11 protein-coding genes are annotated in these 16,243 nt (G+C 69.4%); 8 read left to right on the top strand and 3 right to left on the bottom strand.

Features of this window, described 5'->3' with window-relative positions:
- Nucleotides 1-124 precede the first annotated feature (124 nt).
- The gene (locus ACWGDX_RS28585) at nt 125-1,351 is read right to left on the bottom strand and encodes a trypsin-like serine peptidase (RefSeq protein ID WP_453630093.1); all 1,227 of its coding nucleotides are present in this window, start codon (nt 1,349-1,351) and stop codon (nt 125-127) included.
- A 304-nt stretch (nt 1,352-1,655) separates the two neighbouring features.
- Here ACWGDX_RS28585 and ACWGDX_RS28580 point away from each other — a divergent pair, with 304 nt between their 5' ends.
- From ACWGDX_RS28580 to ACWGDX_RS28560, 5 genes are read left to right on the top strand one after another with little or no spacing between them, the layout of a single operon-like run.
- A complete protein-coding gene (locus ACWGDX_RS28580) occupies nt 1,656-3,020 on the top strand; it encodes a diaminobutyrate--2-oxoglutarate transaminase family protein (protein WP_453630091.1) in 1,365 nt (454 codons plus the stop codon).
- Nucleotides 3,021-3,046: 26 nt separating this feature from the next.
- Nucleotides 3,047-4,975, top strand: a complete 1,929-nt coding sequence (locus ACWGDX_RS28575) for an IucA/IucC family protein (RefSeq protein ID WP_453630089.1) — start codon at nt 3,047-3,049, stop codon at nt 4,973-4,975.
- 41 nt (nt 4,976-5,016) lie between these two features.
- Complete coding sequence (locus tag ACWGDX_RS28570; RefSeq protein WP_363081391.1) at nt 5,017-5,754, top strand: GNAT family N-acetyltransferase; 738 nt, start codon at nt 5,017-5,019, stop codon at nt 5,752-5,754.
- A gap of 60 nt (nt 5,755-5,814) precedes the next feature.
- Nucleotides 5,815-7,710, top strand: coding sequence for an IucA/IucC family protein (locus tag ACWGDX_RS28565; protein ID WP_453630087.1), 1,896 nt, complete (start codon nt 5,815-5,817; stop codon nt 7,708-7,710).
- 38 nt (nt 7,711-7,748) lie between these two features.
- Nucleotides 7,749-9,719 (top strand): ATP-dependent DNA helicase, encoded by a 1,971-nt coding sequence (locus ACWGDX_RS28560; RefSeq protein WP_453630085.1) that lies wholly within the window; start codon nt 7,749-7,751, stop codon nt 9,717-9,719.
- Between the two features lie 117 nt (nt 9,720-9,836).
- On the opposite strand, the gene lexA is transcribed toward ACWGDX_RS28560, so the two are convergent.
- On the bottom strand, nt 9,837-10,622 hold the full coding sequence (gene lexA / locus ACWGDX_RS28555; RefSeq protein ID WP_066946872.1) for a transcriptional repressor LexA: 786 nt from the start codon (nt 10,620-10,622) through the stop codon (nt 9,837-9,839).
- A 490-nt stretch (nt 10,623-11,112) separates the two neighbouring features.
- On the opposite strand from lexA, the gene nrdR reads away from it, so the two are divergent.
- Nucleotides 11,113-11,622, top strand: coding sequence for a transcriptional regulator NrdR (gene nrdR / locus ACWGDX_RS28550; RefSeq protein ID WP_453630083.1), 510 nt, complete (start codon nt 11,113-11,115; stop codon nt 11,620-11,622).
- 143 nt (nt 11,623-11,765) lie between these two features.
- On the top strand, nt 11,766-14,660 hold the full coding sequence (locus ACWGDX_RS28545; RefSeq protein WP_453630081.1) for a vitamin B12-dependent ribonucleotide reductase: 2,895 nt from the start codon (nt 11,766-11,768) through the stop codon (nt 14,658-14,660).
- A gap of 150 nt (nt 14,661-14,810) precedes the next feature.
- Here the strand turns inward: ACWGDX_RS28545 and ACWGDX_RS28540 are convergent, their stop codons facing one another.
- Nucleotides 14,811-15,335, bottom strand: a complete 525-nt coding sequence (locus ACWGDX_RS28540; protein WP_382862053.1) for a TerD family protein — start codon at nt 15,333-15,335, stop codon at nt 14,811-14,813.
- Nucleotides 15,336-15,543: 208 nt separating this feature from the next.
- On the opposite strand from ACWGDX_RS28540, the gene ACWGDX_RS28535 reads away from it, so the two are divergent.
- Nucleotides 15,544-16,149, top strand: coding sequence for a YdbC family protein (locus ACWGDX_RS28535; RefSeq protein ID WP_453630079.1), 606 nt, complete (start codon nt 15,544-15,546; stop codon nt 16,147-16,149).
- Nucleotides 16,150-16,243 lie beyond the last annotated feature (94 nt).

Genomic DNA, 16,243 nt, shown 5'->3' with positions numbered 1-16,243 from the left:
GGGGACGGGCCTCCGTCGTGATCACTGCCGGAAGAGCCCGACGGGAGGGTCCGTCAGGGGGATCCGTCGGGACGACCTGCCCGCGGGGGCCTCGGCTGCTCCACCGAAGGCCCCCGGAGGTCCGTCACTGACCCTCGAACTTCTCGCTGACCCCGTCGTAGATGCCCTTGGCGACATCGCCGAGGCGCGGGCCGGCCAGCCAGCCCGCCGTCACCGGGCCTATGGAGGTGTTGGAGACCAGCGCGGGCTCGCCGTCCTGTCCGGTCGCGACCCAGCCGCCACCGGACGAACCGCCCGTCATGGTGCAGCCGACGCGGTACATCGTCGGGTCGTCGGCCTTCAGCGACAGCCGGCCCGGCTTGTCCTCGCACTGGAAGAGCTTCTGGCCGTCGAACGGCGCTGCCGCCGGGTAGCCCGTCGCCGTCATGCTCTCGATGCTCGGAGTGGCCGGAGCGTTGAACTCCACCGGCAGTGCCGAACCGACCGTCTCCTCCAGCGACTTGCCGTCACCGCCCTTCTCCGGGGTGACATGGATCACCGCGAAGTCGTACGGGGCGCCCTGACCGCCGGTCGAGGCGCCCTGGGCTATCCACTGCTCGGAGGTCTGCGCCCAGTCGGCCCACCACACTCCGTGCGGTGCCACCTTCTCCTTCGCGGCGCTCTCCAGCTCCGCCCCCGACAGCCCGTCGTTGTTGTACGACGGGACGAAGGCGAGGTTGCGGTACCAGCCGCCGCTCTTGCCCGCGTGCACACAGTGGCCGGCCGTCCAGACCATGTTGGACCGACCGGGGTGGGCCGGATCCTCGACGACGGTCGCCGAGCAGACCATCGAACCCCCGGGCCCGTCGAAGAACAGCTTCCCCGCCTCGGCGGCGTTGTCCCCGTACGGCGTGTTCACCGGCTGCGCGGTGACCGGCTGCGGTGTCGGGTCGGTGACTCCCTCGTCGCCGGAGATGTCCTGCTCCTCGACGGGCCGCTCGGGGGGCTTCTCCGCGTCCCGCATCCGGTCCGGGTCCCAGAGATCCTCGATGATCGGGTTGACGAAGTCCCGGGCCTCACGGAGCCACTTGTCCTTGTCCCAGTTCTTCCACTCGCCGCCCCGCCACTTGTCCAGATCGATCCCGTGCTCCTTGAGCCGGTCCTTCAGCTCGTCGGGAATCGTGATCTTGCCGTCGGACGACAGACCGCCGGAGTCACCCGGCTGGACGGCGGCGTTCTCCTCGCCGGTGCCGCAGGCGGTGGCCGTCAGCGCGAGCGCCACCGCGATCGAGGCCGCGGCCAGGGCTGGGGAGAATCCGCGCCGTGTGCTCCTCCCACGGCGTGCGGCGAGCGTCGGGCGAATGGGTCGCATGGCGTGATCCCCCTGGGACTTCGGAACAGTTCGGAACAGTTCGTACGGAAAGCGAATGACGAACCCCGGAAGCGGTGTTGAGGCCGGGGCAAGACCCTCCACTATGCCGGTGCCGATGGGGACGGCGCACGGCAGGGCTCCGGTTCCCGAGGGCCGTAAGGATCTTTGGACAGCCCGTGATCCCCGGCTTTCCGCGTCGTTGGTACGTACGGGGGACCCGGCAGGTGTTCACCGTCGAACATTCGGCGGGCGAGCGCCGTACTGACATGCGACCGAACCGTGACAGCGGGAGGACCGAACAGCCGTGGCCGTGACCGAACCCGCTCCGGCGTCGCCCACCGTCGCGCACGAGGGCATTCTCCGGCGTCACCCCCTCCGCGAATCGGCGGCCCGCACCTATGCGAGATCGCTGCCCGTCGTGCCGGTGCGCGCACGGGGGCTGACGATCGAAGGGGCCGACGGGCGACGGTATTTGGACTGTCTCTCCGGGGCGGGTGCCCTGGCACTCGGACACAACCATCCGGTCGTCCTGGAGGCGATCAGAAAGGTCCTCGACTCCGGCGCCCCGCTGCATGTCCTCGATCTCGTCACCCCCGTGCAGGACGTCTTCACCACCGAACTGTTCGCCACGCTGCCACCGCGGTTCGCGGAGAACGCCCGGCTGCGGTTCTGCGGCCCCGCGGTCGGCGACGCCGTCGGAGCCGCCATCGAGCTCGTCCGCTCCGCCACCGGCCGTGACGGTCTCCTCACCTTCACCGGCGCACACCACGGGACGACGGCCGGTGCCCTCGCCGCCTCCGCCGGGGCCCGGGACGTACGGGTGACCCGGCTGCCCTATCCGTACGACTACCGCTGCCCCTTCGGTATCGGCGGCGAACGCGGCGCCGAACTCGCCGTCCGCTGGACCGAGAACCTCCTCGACGACCCCGGCGGAGGGGTGCCGCCCTCCGCCGGAATGATCGTCGAAGCGGTCCAGGACGAGGGCGGAGTGATCCCCGCCCCCGATGCCTGGCTGCGCGGAATGCGCGAGGTGACCGCCGACCGCTCCATTCCGCTCATCGCCGACGAGGTGCAGACCGGGGTGGGGCGGACCGGCACCTTCTGGGCGGTGGAGCACAGCGGCGTCGTCCCCGATGTGATGGTGCTCTCCAAGGCGATCGGCGGCTCCCTTCCACTGGCCGTCATCGTGTACCGCGCGGACCTCGACCGCCGGCCGCCCCGAGACCGTACGGACACCTTCCGCGGCAATCAGCTCGCGATGGCGGCGGGCGCGGCCACCCTCGCCTACGTACGGGAGAACAAGCTCGCCGATCGCGCAGCTCTTCTCGGCGCCCGCATGCTGGGACAGCTCCAGGGGCTCGCCGCGAACCACCGCTGTGTCGGAGATGTGCGCGGCCGTGGTCTCATGATCGGTGTGGAACTCGTCGCCCCGGCGGCCGGTGCCCCCGCGCCACCGGACCCCGCACTCGCCGCCGCCGTCCAGCGGGAGTGTCTGAGCCGCGGTCTCATCGTCGAACTCGGCGGACGGCGGTCCGCCGTCGTACGTCTGCTCCCTCCTCTCACGCTCACCGATGAACAGGCCGGTGCGGTCGTCGACCGCTTCGCCGATGCTCTGGCCGCCGCGGAGCGTGCCGCACTCCGCCGGAGCGAAGCCGGACTGTCCCACTGACCCCGGACACCCTCAAGGAAGCCCGCGTGAACCCCACTCCCTCACCCGATGTGCCCGAGGCCGACGGCCGTTCCACCGCCCATTCCCGGAACCACGACCAGGGGCACGAGCGAGGGAACGACCCGGCGCGGGCCGCCCGCACCGTCGAGTCCCCGACCGTGCCACGGCAGCCGGAGGGCGGTTTCGACGAGCAACTCCCCGTAGCCGCAGCGCCGTTCGCGGGCCCCACGGCGGTGGCCGACCAGCTCGACCACCCCGACCCGCAGAAGGCGGCCGACGCGGCAGCCACCGAGAATCTGCTGCGCTGCTGGGTCCGGGAGACCGACCTGCCCCGCCCCGACGGCAGTGTGCTGAGGATCCCGCTCGACGCCAGTGGCACCGCCCTTCTCGTCCCCGTCCGATACTGGTCGGCCACCGGCTGGCACCGCTTCGGCATGCCCTTCCTGGAGAACGCCCCCGAGGACGCCCCCGCCGCCGAAGCCGTCACCGTCGCCGCGCTCCTCGGCCGCGAGTCGGGCCGCTACCAGGGAGCCGATCTGGTCGGCCGGGTCGCCAACTCTCTGTGGCACACCGCCGAATTCCTCGCCGACCGGCGCCGCCGCCCCGGCGCCGGAGCCGGCGCCGACCTCTTCCTCACCGCCGAGCAGTCACTGCTCCTCGGCCACCCCCTGCACCCCACCCCCAAGAGCCGGGACGGACTCTCCGAGACCGAGGCCCGGCTCTACTCACCCGAGATGCGCGGCTCCTTCCCCCTCCACTGGATGGCCGTCGACCGGTCCGTACTGGCCACCGACTCGGCCTGGACCGAGCAGGGCCGTATCGTCCCCGCCGAACTGCTCACCACCCGTCTCCTCGGCGACGTACCCCTTCCCGGACACACCGTCCCGCTGCCCCTCCATCCCTGGCAGGCACGCGAGTTGAGGCACAGGCCCGCCGTCGCCGCGCTGCTCGACGCCGGTCTGCTGCACGATCTGGGGCCCCAGGGCGCCCCTTGGCATCCCACCTCCTCGATCCGCACGGTGCACCGGTCCGGTGTCCCCGCCATGCTCAAACTCTCGCTGGGCCTGCGCATCACCAACTCCCGCCGCGAGAACCTCCGCAAGGAGCTCCACCGTGGTGTCGAGGTGCACCGGCTGCTCCGCGGCGGACTCGCCAAGGAGTGGCAGGCGGCACACCCCGGCTTCGACATCGTCCGTGACCCCGCCTGGCTCGCCGTCGACACCCCGGACGGTGAAGCGGTGAGCGGACTCGACGTCATGGTGCGCCACAACCCGTTCGCCCCCGGCGACGACGCCGTCTGTATCGCCGCACTGACCGCTCCACGCCCCTATCCCGGCCGTGCCGTTACGCATTCGCGTCTCGCCGAGATCGTCCTCACCCTCGCCGCCCGCACCGGTCGTTCCCGCGCGGCCGTGTCCGCCGAGTGGTTTCTGCGCTATCTCGACCAGGTCGTACGTCCGGTGCTCTGGCTCGACGGCACGGCGGGCATCGCCCTTGAGGCCCACCAGCAGAACACCCTGGTGCTCCTCGACCCCGACGGCTGGCCCGTCGGGGGCCGCTACCGCGACAACCAGGGCTACTACTTCCGTGAATCCCACCGCCCCTCCCTGGAACGCCGCCTTCCCGGCATCGGCTCGGTCAGCGACACCTTCGTCTCCGACGAGGTCACCGACGAGCGCTTCGTCTACTACCTCGGCATCAACAATGTCCTCGGTCTCATCGGCGCGTTCGGCGCGCAGGGGCTCGCCGACGAACGCGTCCTCATCGCCGCCTTCCGCCAGTTCCTCGGCGGCGCCGCGGGACTCGGCTCACCCCTGCCCGGCCGGCTTCTGGAACCCGCCACGCTGCGCTGCAAGGCCAATCTGCTCACCCGGCTGCACGGCCTCGACGAGCTGGTCGGGCCCGTCGACACCCAGTCCGTCTATGTCACCATCGCCAACCCCCTTCGCCAGTGAAGGAACACGACCCGTCCGAACTGCTGAGAGGAGAGCGCCCCGTGCCTCCCACCGATGCCAGCGCCGACACCGGAGCCGACCCCACCCCGAGAACCGGTGGGAGTACCGAGGACACCCTCGACCTGCGGCTGCCCGACGAGCTCATCGCGCTGTTCGGAGAGCACGGGCCGACGGACATGGACCCGTCACCCGACAGCACCCCGGCCGGCGATCTGCTCGACAGCCCCGCCGGCTGGGGTCCCGCCGCCACCCCGGCCGGTGTCTTCCAGCTCGTCCCGGTCCGTATCGAGCGTGACCTCTCGCTGGTCAGCCGCTGGATGAACGATCCCGCAGTCGCGGCTTTCTGGGAGCTGGCGGGTCCGGAGTCCGTCACCGCCGCCCATCTACGCCCCCAGCTCGACGGCGACGGCCGCAGTGTCCCCTGTCTCGGTGCCCTCGCCGGCGTTCCGATGAGCTATTGGGAGATCTACCGCGCGGACCTCGACCCTCTCGCGCGCCATTACCCCGCCCGTCCGCACGACACCGGGATCCATCTTCTGCTGGGAGGCGTCGCCGACCGCGGCCGCGGTGTCGGCACCGCCCTCCTCAGAGCCGTCTCCGATCTCATCCTCGATCACCGTCCTCGCTGCGCGCGCGTCATCGCCGAACCCGACCTGCGCAACACCCCCTCCGTCTCCGCCTTCCTCAGCGCCGGCTTCCGCTTCTCGGCGGAGGTCGACCTTCCCGACAAGCGAGCCGCTCTCATGGTCCGCGACCGCGCCCTTCGCGACCTGCTGTGAACGATCCGCTGCCTTACATACACCGCTCGATCCCCATCGGTTCCATCCCGAGGAGTCCTTGTGCCGAAGTCCCCTGCCACCCATGACTCCCCCGCCGTCCACGACTCCATCGCCGCTCCCGACTCCTCAGCCGCTCCTGACTCCACCACCCCCGGCCCCACCGTCCTCACCCCGCTGTTCGCCCCACCCGAGCTGAATCCCCGGGCCTGGGACCGGGCGGCCGGCCGCCTTCTCGCCAAACTCCTCGGAGAATTCGCGTACGAGCAGATCATCGAGCCGGTCCCCGTCCGCGGCGCCGCCGACGGCCAGTACGCCCTCACTCTCGACAACGGCGAGACACTCACCTTCCGCGCCACGCGCGGCGCCTACGACGACTGGCGCGTCGAACCGGGCTCCGCCGAGTACCGGAACCAGCCCTTCACGGACCCGCTCCGCTTCCTGCCGCTCGCCCGCGGGCTGCTCGGACTCGACGGCGAGACCCTCGGCCATCTCGTCCGTGAACTCACCACGACGCTCGCCGCCGACGCGAGACTCGACCACACGGCCCTCACCGCCGTGCGTCTCGCCGACCTCGACTACGCCGACCTCGAAGGCCACCAGACCGGGCACCCCTGGATCGTCCTCAACAAGGGCCGTGTCGGCTTCTCCGCCACCGACGCCGCGCGCTGGGCGCCCGAGGCCCGTACCCCGGCCCGGCTCCCCTGGATCGCGGTCAGCACCACCCTCGCCACCTACCGGGGCGTCTCCGCACTGCGTACCCCCGAGCTGCTCTACACCCGCGAACTCGACCCCGCCGTCCGTGAGCGCTTCGACTCCGTCCTCCGGGACCGCGGCCTCGACCCCGCCGCCTATCTCTATCTCCCCGTGCACCCCTGGCAGTGGGCGGAGGTCCTGCTCCCGCTCTACGCGCCCGCCATAGCCGGGGGAGCGATCGTTCCGCTCCCCACCGACGGCGATCTACGGCTGCCGCAGCAGTCCATCCGTACGTTCCTGAACGTCGAACGCCCCGACCGGCACACGGTCAAACTGCCCCTGTCCATCCTCAACACCCTGGTCTGGCGCGGACTCCCCACCGAGCGCACGCTCGCCGCCCCCGCTGTCACCGCGTGGGTGCACGGAGTAAGGGACGCCGACCCCTTCCTGCGCGACGAGTGCGGTGTCGTCCTGCTCGGCGAAGTCGCCTCCGTGACGGTCGAGCACCCGCTCTACGATCACCTCCCCGAGGTCCCGTACCAGTACAAGGAACTGCTCGGGGCGATCTGGCGCGAGCCCCTCCAGACCCGGCTCGCCCCCGGTGAGCGCGCCCGTACCCTCGCCTCCCTCATCCATACGGATCCCCAGGGGCGAGCGTTCACCGCCGAGCTCGTCGCCCGTTCTGGTCTGCCGCCGGCCCGCTGGCTCCAGCGGCTCTTCTCGGCGCTGCTGCCGCCCCTGCTGCACTTCCTCTACCGCTACGGAACGGTCTTCTCCCCGCACGGTGAGAACGCCATCGTCGTCTTCGACGATCAGGACGTCCCGGTACGGCTGGCGATCAAGGACTTCGTCGACGATGTGAACATCAGCGCCCAGCCGCTGCCCGAGCACGACGCGATGCCCGGAGATGTGAAGGACGTCCTCCTTACCGAGGAGCCGTCCTTCCTCATCCAGTTCATCCATTCAGGGCTCTTCGTCGGGGTCTTCCGCTATCTGGCACCGCTGTGCGAGGACCAACTCGGTTTGCCGGAGGACGAGTTCTGGTCCCTCGTACGGGCGGAGATCCTGCGCTACCAGGTCCGGTTCCCGGAGCTGGAGAAGCGTTTCGAGGCATTCGACCTGCTCACGCCCCGTATCGAGCGTCTCTGCCTCAACCGCAACCGGCTCCATCTCGACGGTTACCGGGACCGCGCCCACCGGCCGCACGCCGCCGTGCACGGTACGGTTCCCAATCCGCTGGCGGCCCGGCGGCAGGACGAGTGATCGCCGTTGTCAGTGGCGCCCCGTAGGGTGGTCGGGCTATGACGAAGCCATCACTCCCCGAGCTCCTCCACGCCGCCGTCAGCTCCGTCGGCGGCGTGGAACGGCCAGGCCAGGTCACCATGGCCGAGGCCGTCGCCGAAGCCATCGACGCCCCGTCCCATCTGCTCGTCCAGGCCGGCACCGGCACCGGCAAGTCGCTGGGCTATCTCGTGCCCGCGCTGGCACACGGCGAGCGGGTCGTGGTGGCCACGGCCACCCTGGCGCTCCAGCGCCAGCTCGTGGAGCGGGACCTTCCGCGTACGGTCGACGCGCTGCATCCGCTGCTGCGCAGACGTCCGGAATTCGCGATGCTCAAGGGCCGTTCCAACTATCTCTGTCTGCACCGGCTGCGCGAAGGTGTGCCGCAGGACGAGGAGGACGGTCTCTTCGATCAGTTCGAGGCGGCGGCGCCCAGCAGCAAGCTGGGCCAGGACCTGCTGCGGATGCGGGACTGGGCGGACGAGACCGAGACGGGCGACCGCGACGATCTGACGCCCGGTGTCTCGGACCGTGCCTGGGCCCAGGTCTCCGTCTCGTCCCGGGAGTGCCTGGGTGCGACGAAATGCGCCTACGGCATGGAGTGCTTCGCCGAGCAGGCGCGGGAGCGCGCCAAGCTCGCCGAGGTCGTCGTCACCAACCACGCGCTTCTCGCGATCGACGCCATCGAGGGCGCGCCGGTGCTGCCCGAGCACGAGGTGCTGATCGTCGACGAGGCCCATGAACTGGTCTCACGGGTCACCGGAGTCGCCACCGGCGAGCTGACCCCGGGGCAGGTGCACCGCGCGGTGCGCCGTTCGGCGAAGCTGGTGAACGAGAAGGCGGCGGACGCCCTTCAGACGGCGGCCGAGACCTTCGAACGGGTGATGGAGCTGGCTCTCCCCGGCCGGCTCGAAGAGGTCCCCGAGGATCTCGGCTACGCCCTGATGGCGCTGCGCGACGCGGCCCGTACGGTCATCTCGGCACTGGGCTCGACCCGCGACAAGTCCGTACAGGACGAGGACGTCGTACGGAAGCAGGCCCTGGGGTCCGTCGAATCCGTCCACACGGTGGCGGAGCGGATCGCCAACGGTTCCGAGTACGACGTCGTCTGGTTCGAGCGGCACGACCGGTTCGGCGCCTCCCTCCGGGTCGCGCCGCTCTCCGTGTCGGGACTGCTGAGGGAGAAGCTCTTCGCCGACCGGTCCGTCGTCCTCACCTCCGCCACCTTGAAGCTCGGCGGTGACTTCAACGGAGTGGGCGCCTCGCTCGGTCTGGCGCCGGAAGGCACGGAAGGGGACGACATTCCGCAGTGGAAGGGCATTGATGTCGGCTCGCCCTTCGACTACCGCAAGCAGGGCATCCTCTATGTCGCGCGCCATCTCGCCACGCCGGGACGGGAGGGTTCGCGCGGCGACATGATGGATGAGCTGGCGGAGCTGGTGGAGGCGGCGGGTGGCCGTACGCTCGGGCTCTTCTCCTCGATGCGGGCCGCCCAGGCGGCGGCGGAGGAACTGCGCGGCAGACTGGACGTGCCGATCCTGCTCCAGGGCGAGGAGACGCTCGGTGAGCTGATCAAGGCCTTCGCCGCCGATCCGGGGACGTGTCTGTTCGGCACGCTCTCGCTGTGGCAGGGCGTCGATGTGCCGGGGCCCAGTTCTCAGCTTGTGGTGATGGACCGCATTCCCTTCCCACGCCCCGACGACCCGTTGATGAGCGCGCGCCAGAAGGCGGTGGAGGAAGCCGGCGGCAACGGGTTCATGGCGGTGGCCGCGACGCATGCCGCCCTGCTCATGGCCCAGGGCGCCGGACGGCTCGTACGGGCGACCGGGGACCGCGGTGTCGTGGCCGTGCTCGACCCGAGGCTGGCCAATGCCCGGTACGGCAGCTTTCTGCGCGCCTCCCTGCCCGATTTCTGGTACACCACGGACCGTGATCAGGTTCGGCGGTCCCTCGCGGCGATCGATGCCCTGGCCCAGACCGCCGAGGGGTAGTCGCCGCATGCGCCGGGGGCCTGCCTGTCCTGGGCGTGAAGCGGGCTGTTCAGGGTGTGAAGCGGGCCCCGGGACGGGCGCAGGGGTCCCGGGGCCCGGTCGGAGCCGGTGGAGTCGTCACACCCGGCGCAGAACCGCGACCACCTTGCCGAGGATCGTCGCCTCGTCACCGGGGATCGGTTGATACGCCGCGTTGTGCGGGAGCAGCCAGACATGGCCGTCCTCACGACGGAAGCGCTTGACCGTGGCCTCGCCGTCCAGCATCGCGGCGACGATGTCACCGTTCTCCGCGACCGGCTGGCGGCGGACCGTCACCCAGTCACCGTCACAGATCGCGGCCTCGATCATCGAATCGCCCACGACCTTGAGGACGAACAGCTCACCGTCCCCGACCAGTTGGCGGGGGAGCGGGAAGACATCCTCGACCGACTCCTCGGCGAGGATCGGTCCGCCCGCCGCGATCCGGCCGACCAGCGGGACATACGAGGCGGCGGGCTTGCCGGTCGTATCCGTCTGCTGGGTGCTCGGCTGGTCGGACCCGCGTACCTCGTACGCCCTGGGCCGGTGCGGGTCGCGGCGCAGAAAGCCCTTGCGCTCCAGAGCCATGAGCTGATGGGCGACGGACGAGGTGCTGGAGAGGCCCACGGCCTGGCCGATCTCCCGCATCGAGGGCGGATAGCCACGCCGCTGGACGGAGTCACGGATGACCTCGATGACCCGCCGCTGGCGGTCGGTGAGGCCGGAGCTGTCCGCCCTGATTCCTGGAGGTCGGCCGGGCAATGACCGGGTGGGCTTGGGCCCCTCCGGATTCATGATCGCGTCATTCATGGCATGCACCGGCTCGAGTCGGCTCTGGGAGCGGTCCTGGGCAGTGATGGTGGCACTGTCTGCGGTGGTGGTCACGTCGGGCCCCTCTCGAAATGTTCTCCCTAGCTGGACAACGGTAGTAGCTTTCGAAAGGTTGCGCCAAACACACGTTCGAGTGAAAAATCGTAGAGTGCCTGTCGTAACTCTCCGGCTAGGTGTATGGGCCCCGTGTGTGGCGGTGTGTGGCGTGCTCGTCACGGTACCGTCCGCGGCCGCGCCGCCGTGGTCCGGGGCGCGGTCCGAGTTTCCGGCGGGTGGGCCGGAGGCGTGTCCGAGGTGCCCCTCCCGTACTCTCGTGGCCGGTTCGCGCGGCTCCGCGGGACCTGCCCCCGTATACGACACGCGTCAGGGCCTAGGATGCGGTCAAACCCCAGATCTAGTGGTTGGATTGTCGCGGCCACCCAGAGGTTGTGGTCCCCGGTCTCGGTAGGTCGAGGCCATCGCCTATGCTGGGGGTTGCTTCGAGGGGCTCTTCACGGGCCCTGACGGGGCTGTTCAGTCACGCCGTGAAGGAGGGTTGGGAGCCATGTACTGCCCCTTCTGCAGGCACCCCGACAGCCGTGTCGTCGACAGTCGCACCACGGACGACGGGACGTCGATCCGGCGCCGTCGGCAGTGCCCCGACTGCTCCCGCCGTTTCACGACGGTGGAGACCGCGTCACTGATGGTGATCAAGCGCAGCGGGGTGACCGAACCCTTCAGCCGTACCAAGGTCATCTCCGGCGTGCGCAAGGCATGCCAGGGACGGCCGGTCACCGAGGACGCTCTCGCCCAGCTCGGCCAGCGGGTCGAGGAGGCGGTGCGCGCCACCGGGAGCGCCGAGCTGACCACCCATGACGTGGGACTGGCCATACTCGGCCCACTGCGGGAACTCGACCTTGTCGCGTACCTGCGCTTCGCATCCGTGTACCGGGCGTTCGACTCGCTCGAGGACTTCGAGGCCGCCATCGCGGAACTGCGCGAGCGGCCTCCCGCAGACAAGTGCGGCGCCGGCGGGACCCATGAGGTCCCCGTGCCCGCCACCGCCGCGGACTGACCGGCCGGCTCGGTCCGGCCGCTCCGCGGCAACAAAGACCCGTCACGGGCGCCCCGCGCGCGCCCGAGGCTTTTGGAACACACCCCGTGCCATGGGAAGAGCATGGCACTTCAGGGCGTTTTTGTACGTATATGGGAGGCGGCATGACAGAGACGACGAGCGGCCCGGCACGAGGTTCCCGAACCAAGGGGATCAAGGCCGGCAAGGGGCTGCGTATCGAGCGGATCCACACGACACCCGGCGTGCATCCGTACGACGAGGTGGTCTGGGAGCGCCGTGATGTCGTCATGACCAATTGGCGCGACGGCTCGGTCAATTTCGAGCAGCGTGGCGTCGAGTTCCCCGACTTCTGGTCGCTGAACGCGGTCAACATCGTCACCAGCAAGTACTTCCGCGGGGCCGTCGGCACCCCGCAGCGCGAGACCGGCCTCAGGCAGCTCATCGACCGGATCGTGAAGACCTACCGCAAGGCAGGCGAGGACTACCACTACTTCGCCTCGCCCGCCGACGCCGAGATCTTCGAGCACGAACTGGCCTATGCCCTGCTGCACCAGGTCTTCAGCTTCAACTCGCCGGTGTGGTTCAACGTCGGCACCCCCCAGCCGCAGCAGGTCTCGGCCTGCTTCATCCTCTCCGTCGACGACTCCATGGACTCGATCCTGGACTGGTACAAGGAAGAGGGGATGATCTTCAAGGGGGGCTCGGGCGCCGGTCTGAACCTCTCCAGGATCCGTTCCTCCAAGGAACTGCTCTCCTCCGGCGGCAATGCCTCGGGCCCGGTCTCCTTCATGCGGGGGGCCGACGCGTCCGCGGGAACGATCAAGTCCGGTGGCGCCACGCGCCGTGCCGCCAAGATGGTCATCCTTGACGTCGACCACCCCGACATCGAGGACTTCATCCAGACCAAGGTCAAGGAAGAGGAGAAGATCCGCGCCCTGCGGGACGCGGGCTTCGACATGGATCTGGGCGGCGACGACATCACGTCCGTCCAGTACCAGAACGCCAACAACTCGGTCCGTGTGAACGACGAGTTCATGAAGGCCGTCGAGGCCGGCGGGAAGTTCGGGCTGCGCGCCCGTATGACCGGCGATGTCATCGAAGAGGTCGAGGCCAAGTCGCTCTTCCGTAAAATGGCGGAGGCGGCATGGGCCTGTGCCGACCCGGGCATTCAGTACGACGACACGATCAACCGCTGGCACACCTGCCCCGAGTCCGGCCGGATCAACGGCTCGAACCCGTGCAGTGAGTACATGCACCTGGACAACACCTCGTGCAACCTGGCCTCCCTGAACCTGATGAAGTTCCTCAAGGACGACGGCAAGGGCAATCAGTCCTTCGAGTCCGAGCGCTTCGCCAAGGTCGTCGAGCTGGTCATCACCGCGATGGACATCTCCATCTGCTTCGCGGACTTCCCCACGCAGAAGATCGGGGAGAACACCCGCGCCTTCCGCCAGCTCGGCATCGGCTACGCCAACCTCGGCGCCCTGCTGATGGCCACGGGCCACGCGTACGACTCGGACGGCGGCCGGGCTCTGGCCGGTGCCATCACCTCGCTGATGACGGGCACGTCGTACCGGCGCTCCGCCGAGCTGGCCGCGGTAGTCGGTCAGTACGACGGCTACGCCCGTAACGCCGAGCCGCACAAGCGCATCATGAAGCAGCACTCCGACGCCAACGCCACGGCCATCCGTATCGACGACCTGGACACCCCGATCTGGGCAGCGGCCACGGAGGCCTGGCAGGACGTCCTCCGCCTCGGTGAGAAGAACGGCTTCCGCAACGCCCAGGCCTCGGTCATCGCGCCGACCGGCACCATCGGTCTCGCGATGTCCTGCGACACCACCGGGCTGGAGCCCGACCTCGCCCTGGTCAAGTTCAAGAAGCTGGTCGGCGGCGGCTCGATGCAGATCGTCAACGGCACGGTGCCGCAGGCGCTGCGCCGCCTCGGCTATCAGCCGGAGCAGATCGAGGCGGTCGTCGCCCATATCGCCGAGCACGGCAATGTGATCGACGCTCCCGGTCTGAAGACCGAGCACTACGAGGTGTTCGACTGCGCGATGGGCGAGCGCTCCATCTCCGCGATGGGCCATGTCCGCATGATGGCGGCCATCCAGCCGTGGATCAGCGGTGCGCTGTCCAAGACGGTGAACCTCCCGGAGAGCGCCACCGTCGAGGACGTCGAAGAGGTCTACTTCGAGGCCTGGAAGATGGGCGTCAAGGCGCTCGCGATCTACCGTGACAACTGCAAGGTCGGGCAGCCGCTCTCCGCGAAGAAGAAGGACGAGAAGGTCGCGGAGAAGGCCGAGGACACCATCCGCCAGGCGGTGGAGAAGGTCATCGAGTACCGCCCGGTCCGCAAGCGTCTCCCCAAGGGCCGTCCCGGTCTCACCACCTCCTTCACGGTGGGCGGCGCCGAGGGCTATATGACCGCCAACTCCTACCCCGACGACGGTCTCGGCGAGGTCTTCCTCAAGATGTCCAAGCAGGGCTCGACCCTCGCGGGCATGATGGACGCCTTCTCGATCGCCGTCTCGGTCGGTCTTCAGTACGGTGTCCCGCTGGAGACCTATGTCTCCAAGTTCACCAATATGCGGTTCGAGCCGGCCGGTATGACGGACGACCCGGACGTACGGATGGCGCAGTCGATCGTCGACTACATCTTCCGCAGGCTCGCGCTGGACTTCCTGCCCTTCGAGACGCGCTCGGCCCTCGGGATCCACTCGGCCGAGGAGCGTCAGCGTCATCTGGACACCGGTTCCTACGAGCCGTCCCTGGACGACGAGACGCTGGACAGCGAGAGCCTCGTCCAGTCCGCCCCGCGCACGCCGGAGCCGCTGAAGGCGGTCTCCGCTGCCGAGGTCGCCGGCCCGGCCGCGATCCCTGCCCCCAAGGAGGCCCACACCTCGGCCGAACTGGTCGAGATGCAGCTCGGCATCAGCGCCGACGCACCGCTCTGCTTCTCCTGCGGTACGAAGATGCAGCGGGCGGGGTCCTGCTACATCTGCGAGGGATGCGGCTCCACGAGCGGCTGCAGCTGATACCGGCCGAAGGGCGCCGGGCGTGACATCCGACCGAGGACGCCGCGTCCGGGCACCCGGCCCCGGGCACCCCGGTGGCCGCCGGCCGGTGTAGTCCGAGCGTGATTCGATCGCTCGCCAAGGGGATCGGCCACCGGCCGATCCCCTTGGTCAGGCGGTGCCCATCAGGGCGCCGAAGGACTGCGGGTCGGTGTCGAAGCCGTGGACAGCGGTGTGGAACTTCCATGCCCCTGACGAATCACGCGTGAACTGCGCGAGAGTCGCCGCGGTGGCGTCGGGAACATCCGCGAAGTCGTGCTTCGCCAGCTCGGTGTACCCCTCCAGAACGCGGAGCTGCGCGTTGGCTATGTCGGCGAACGTCCTTCGTCCGTCGCGCTGCTGAATGGCCACGCCCACCACCACGCGGTGGTACGCGACCGCCAGCCGGTCCAGCTCCAGCGTCATCTCCTCATCGGCGCCGAATCCCTGACCTGTCCGACTCTCCCGGTCCAGGGTGATCGTGCCGTCCGGTGAGCGGCTTCCGAAGTGGACGAGATAGGCCGGTTTGTCGCTCGGGTCCTTCGACGTATAAGTCGCCGCGACGATATCGAGATCGTGCGGGGGCGCGCCCAGGGGACTGGGATCCCACTTGAGCGTGACCTCGACCTTCGCCACTCCTCTGTTGAGACTGCTCACCGGTCTTCCCCCTCTTCCCATCCGGGCCGGAACTCCGGGCCTCGCACGCAAGGCTAGACCGGGGCACCGACAACAGGCGGCGCGATCAGTCCAGTTGACGCCACGTTGGCCGATACTCGCCGCGCTCCGTGTTCGTACAGGCGATCCGGGTAGGGTGCACTCCGCCGGAGCGTGACCCCCGCCAGGCTCCGCGCCGTACGATGGCGCGGTGCTGGTCAAGTGGACGCGCTGCACCGTGGTCGACCGACGAGGTTTCGAACGCGGACAGCGTAAATGGGCGGGGTTGCTCGGTGAGCCGGGATTCCGGGGGCAGGGCGGGGGGTGGAGCCGGACGAAGCCGGGTGTGGCCCACGTCTTCGCGTTCTGGGAGAGCCGTGCGTTCTACGACTCCTTCATGGCGCGCTCCCATGACCGGCTGGCTGCCGCGCAATCGGGGACATACAGGGACGTCCAGACCAAACTATTTGATTACCGATTCGATGTGAAGACCGGCTTCGAGCCACGCTTCACCGACGCGGATGTGGTGCGCGTAGCGCACTGCAAGGTCCATGAGGACCGAGTCGAGCATTACGCGCTGATGCAGGAGAAGGTGTGGAACCCCGCGATGGCGGGGTCGCCCGGGATGGTGCGCGGACTGTTCGGGGAGGCGCCCGGCCATGAGTTCATCGTGCTCTCGATGTGGCAGTCGGCGGCGGAGCACGGAAAGTACCGGGTCGAACGGGTGGAGCGGCTGACGCTGCGTGCCCAGACCGCGGCGGACGTGGCGGCGCTGGCCGGAGACGTCGTCGATCTCGAATCGACCTGGACGGTGTGACGCGCCCGCGGAAGCCGGACGGGGGCATGCCCGCGGGTGCGGAGCATTCGTAGGACCCGTCGGTACGCCCCGGTCGGTGCCGCTCCCCGGCACC

The organism is Streptomyces sp. NPDC055025, from assembly GCF_053608565.1.
The sequence above is the reverse complement of the archived record's forward strand: the minus strand, read 5'-3'. Positions and strand labels throughout refer to the sequence as shown.

Excerpts from the sequence above, each read along its gene's own strand:
- nrdR (WP_453630083.1), top strand. The coding sequence starts at position 11,113 with ATGTACTGCCCCTTCTGCAGGCACCCCGACAGCCGTGTCGTCGACAGT.
- ACWGDX_RS28545 (WP_453630081.1), top strand. The coding sequence starts at position 11,766 with ATGACAGAGACGACGAGCGGCCCGGCACGAGGTTCCCGAACCAAGGGG.
- ACWGDX_RS28585 (WP_453630093.1), bottom strand. The coding sequence starts at position 1,351 with ATGCGACCCATTCGCCCGACGCTCGCCGCACGCCGTGGGAGGAGCACA.
- ACWGDX_RS28560 (WP_453630085.1), top strand. The coding sequence starts at position 7,749 with ATGACGAAGCCATCACTCCCCGAGCTCCTCCACGCCGCCGTCAGCTCC.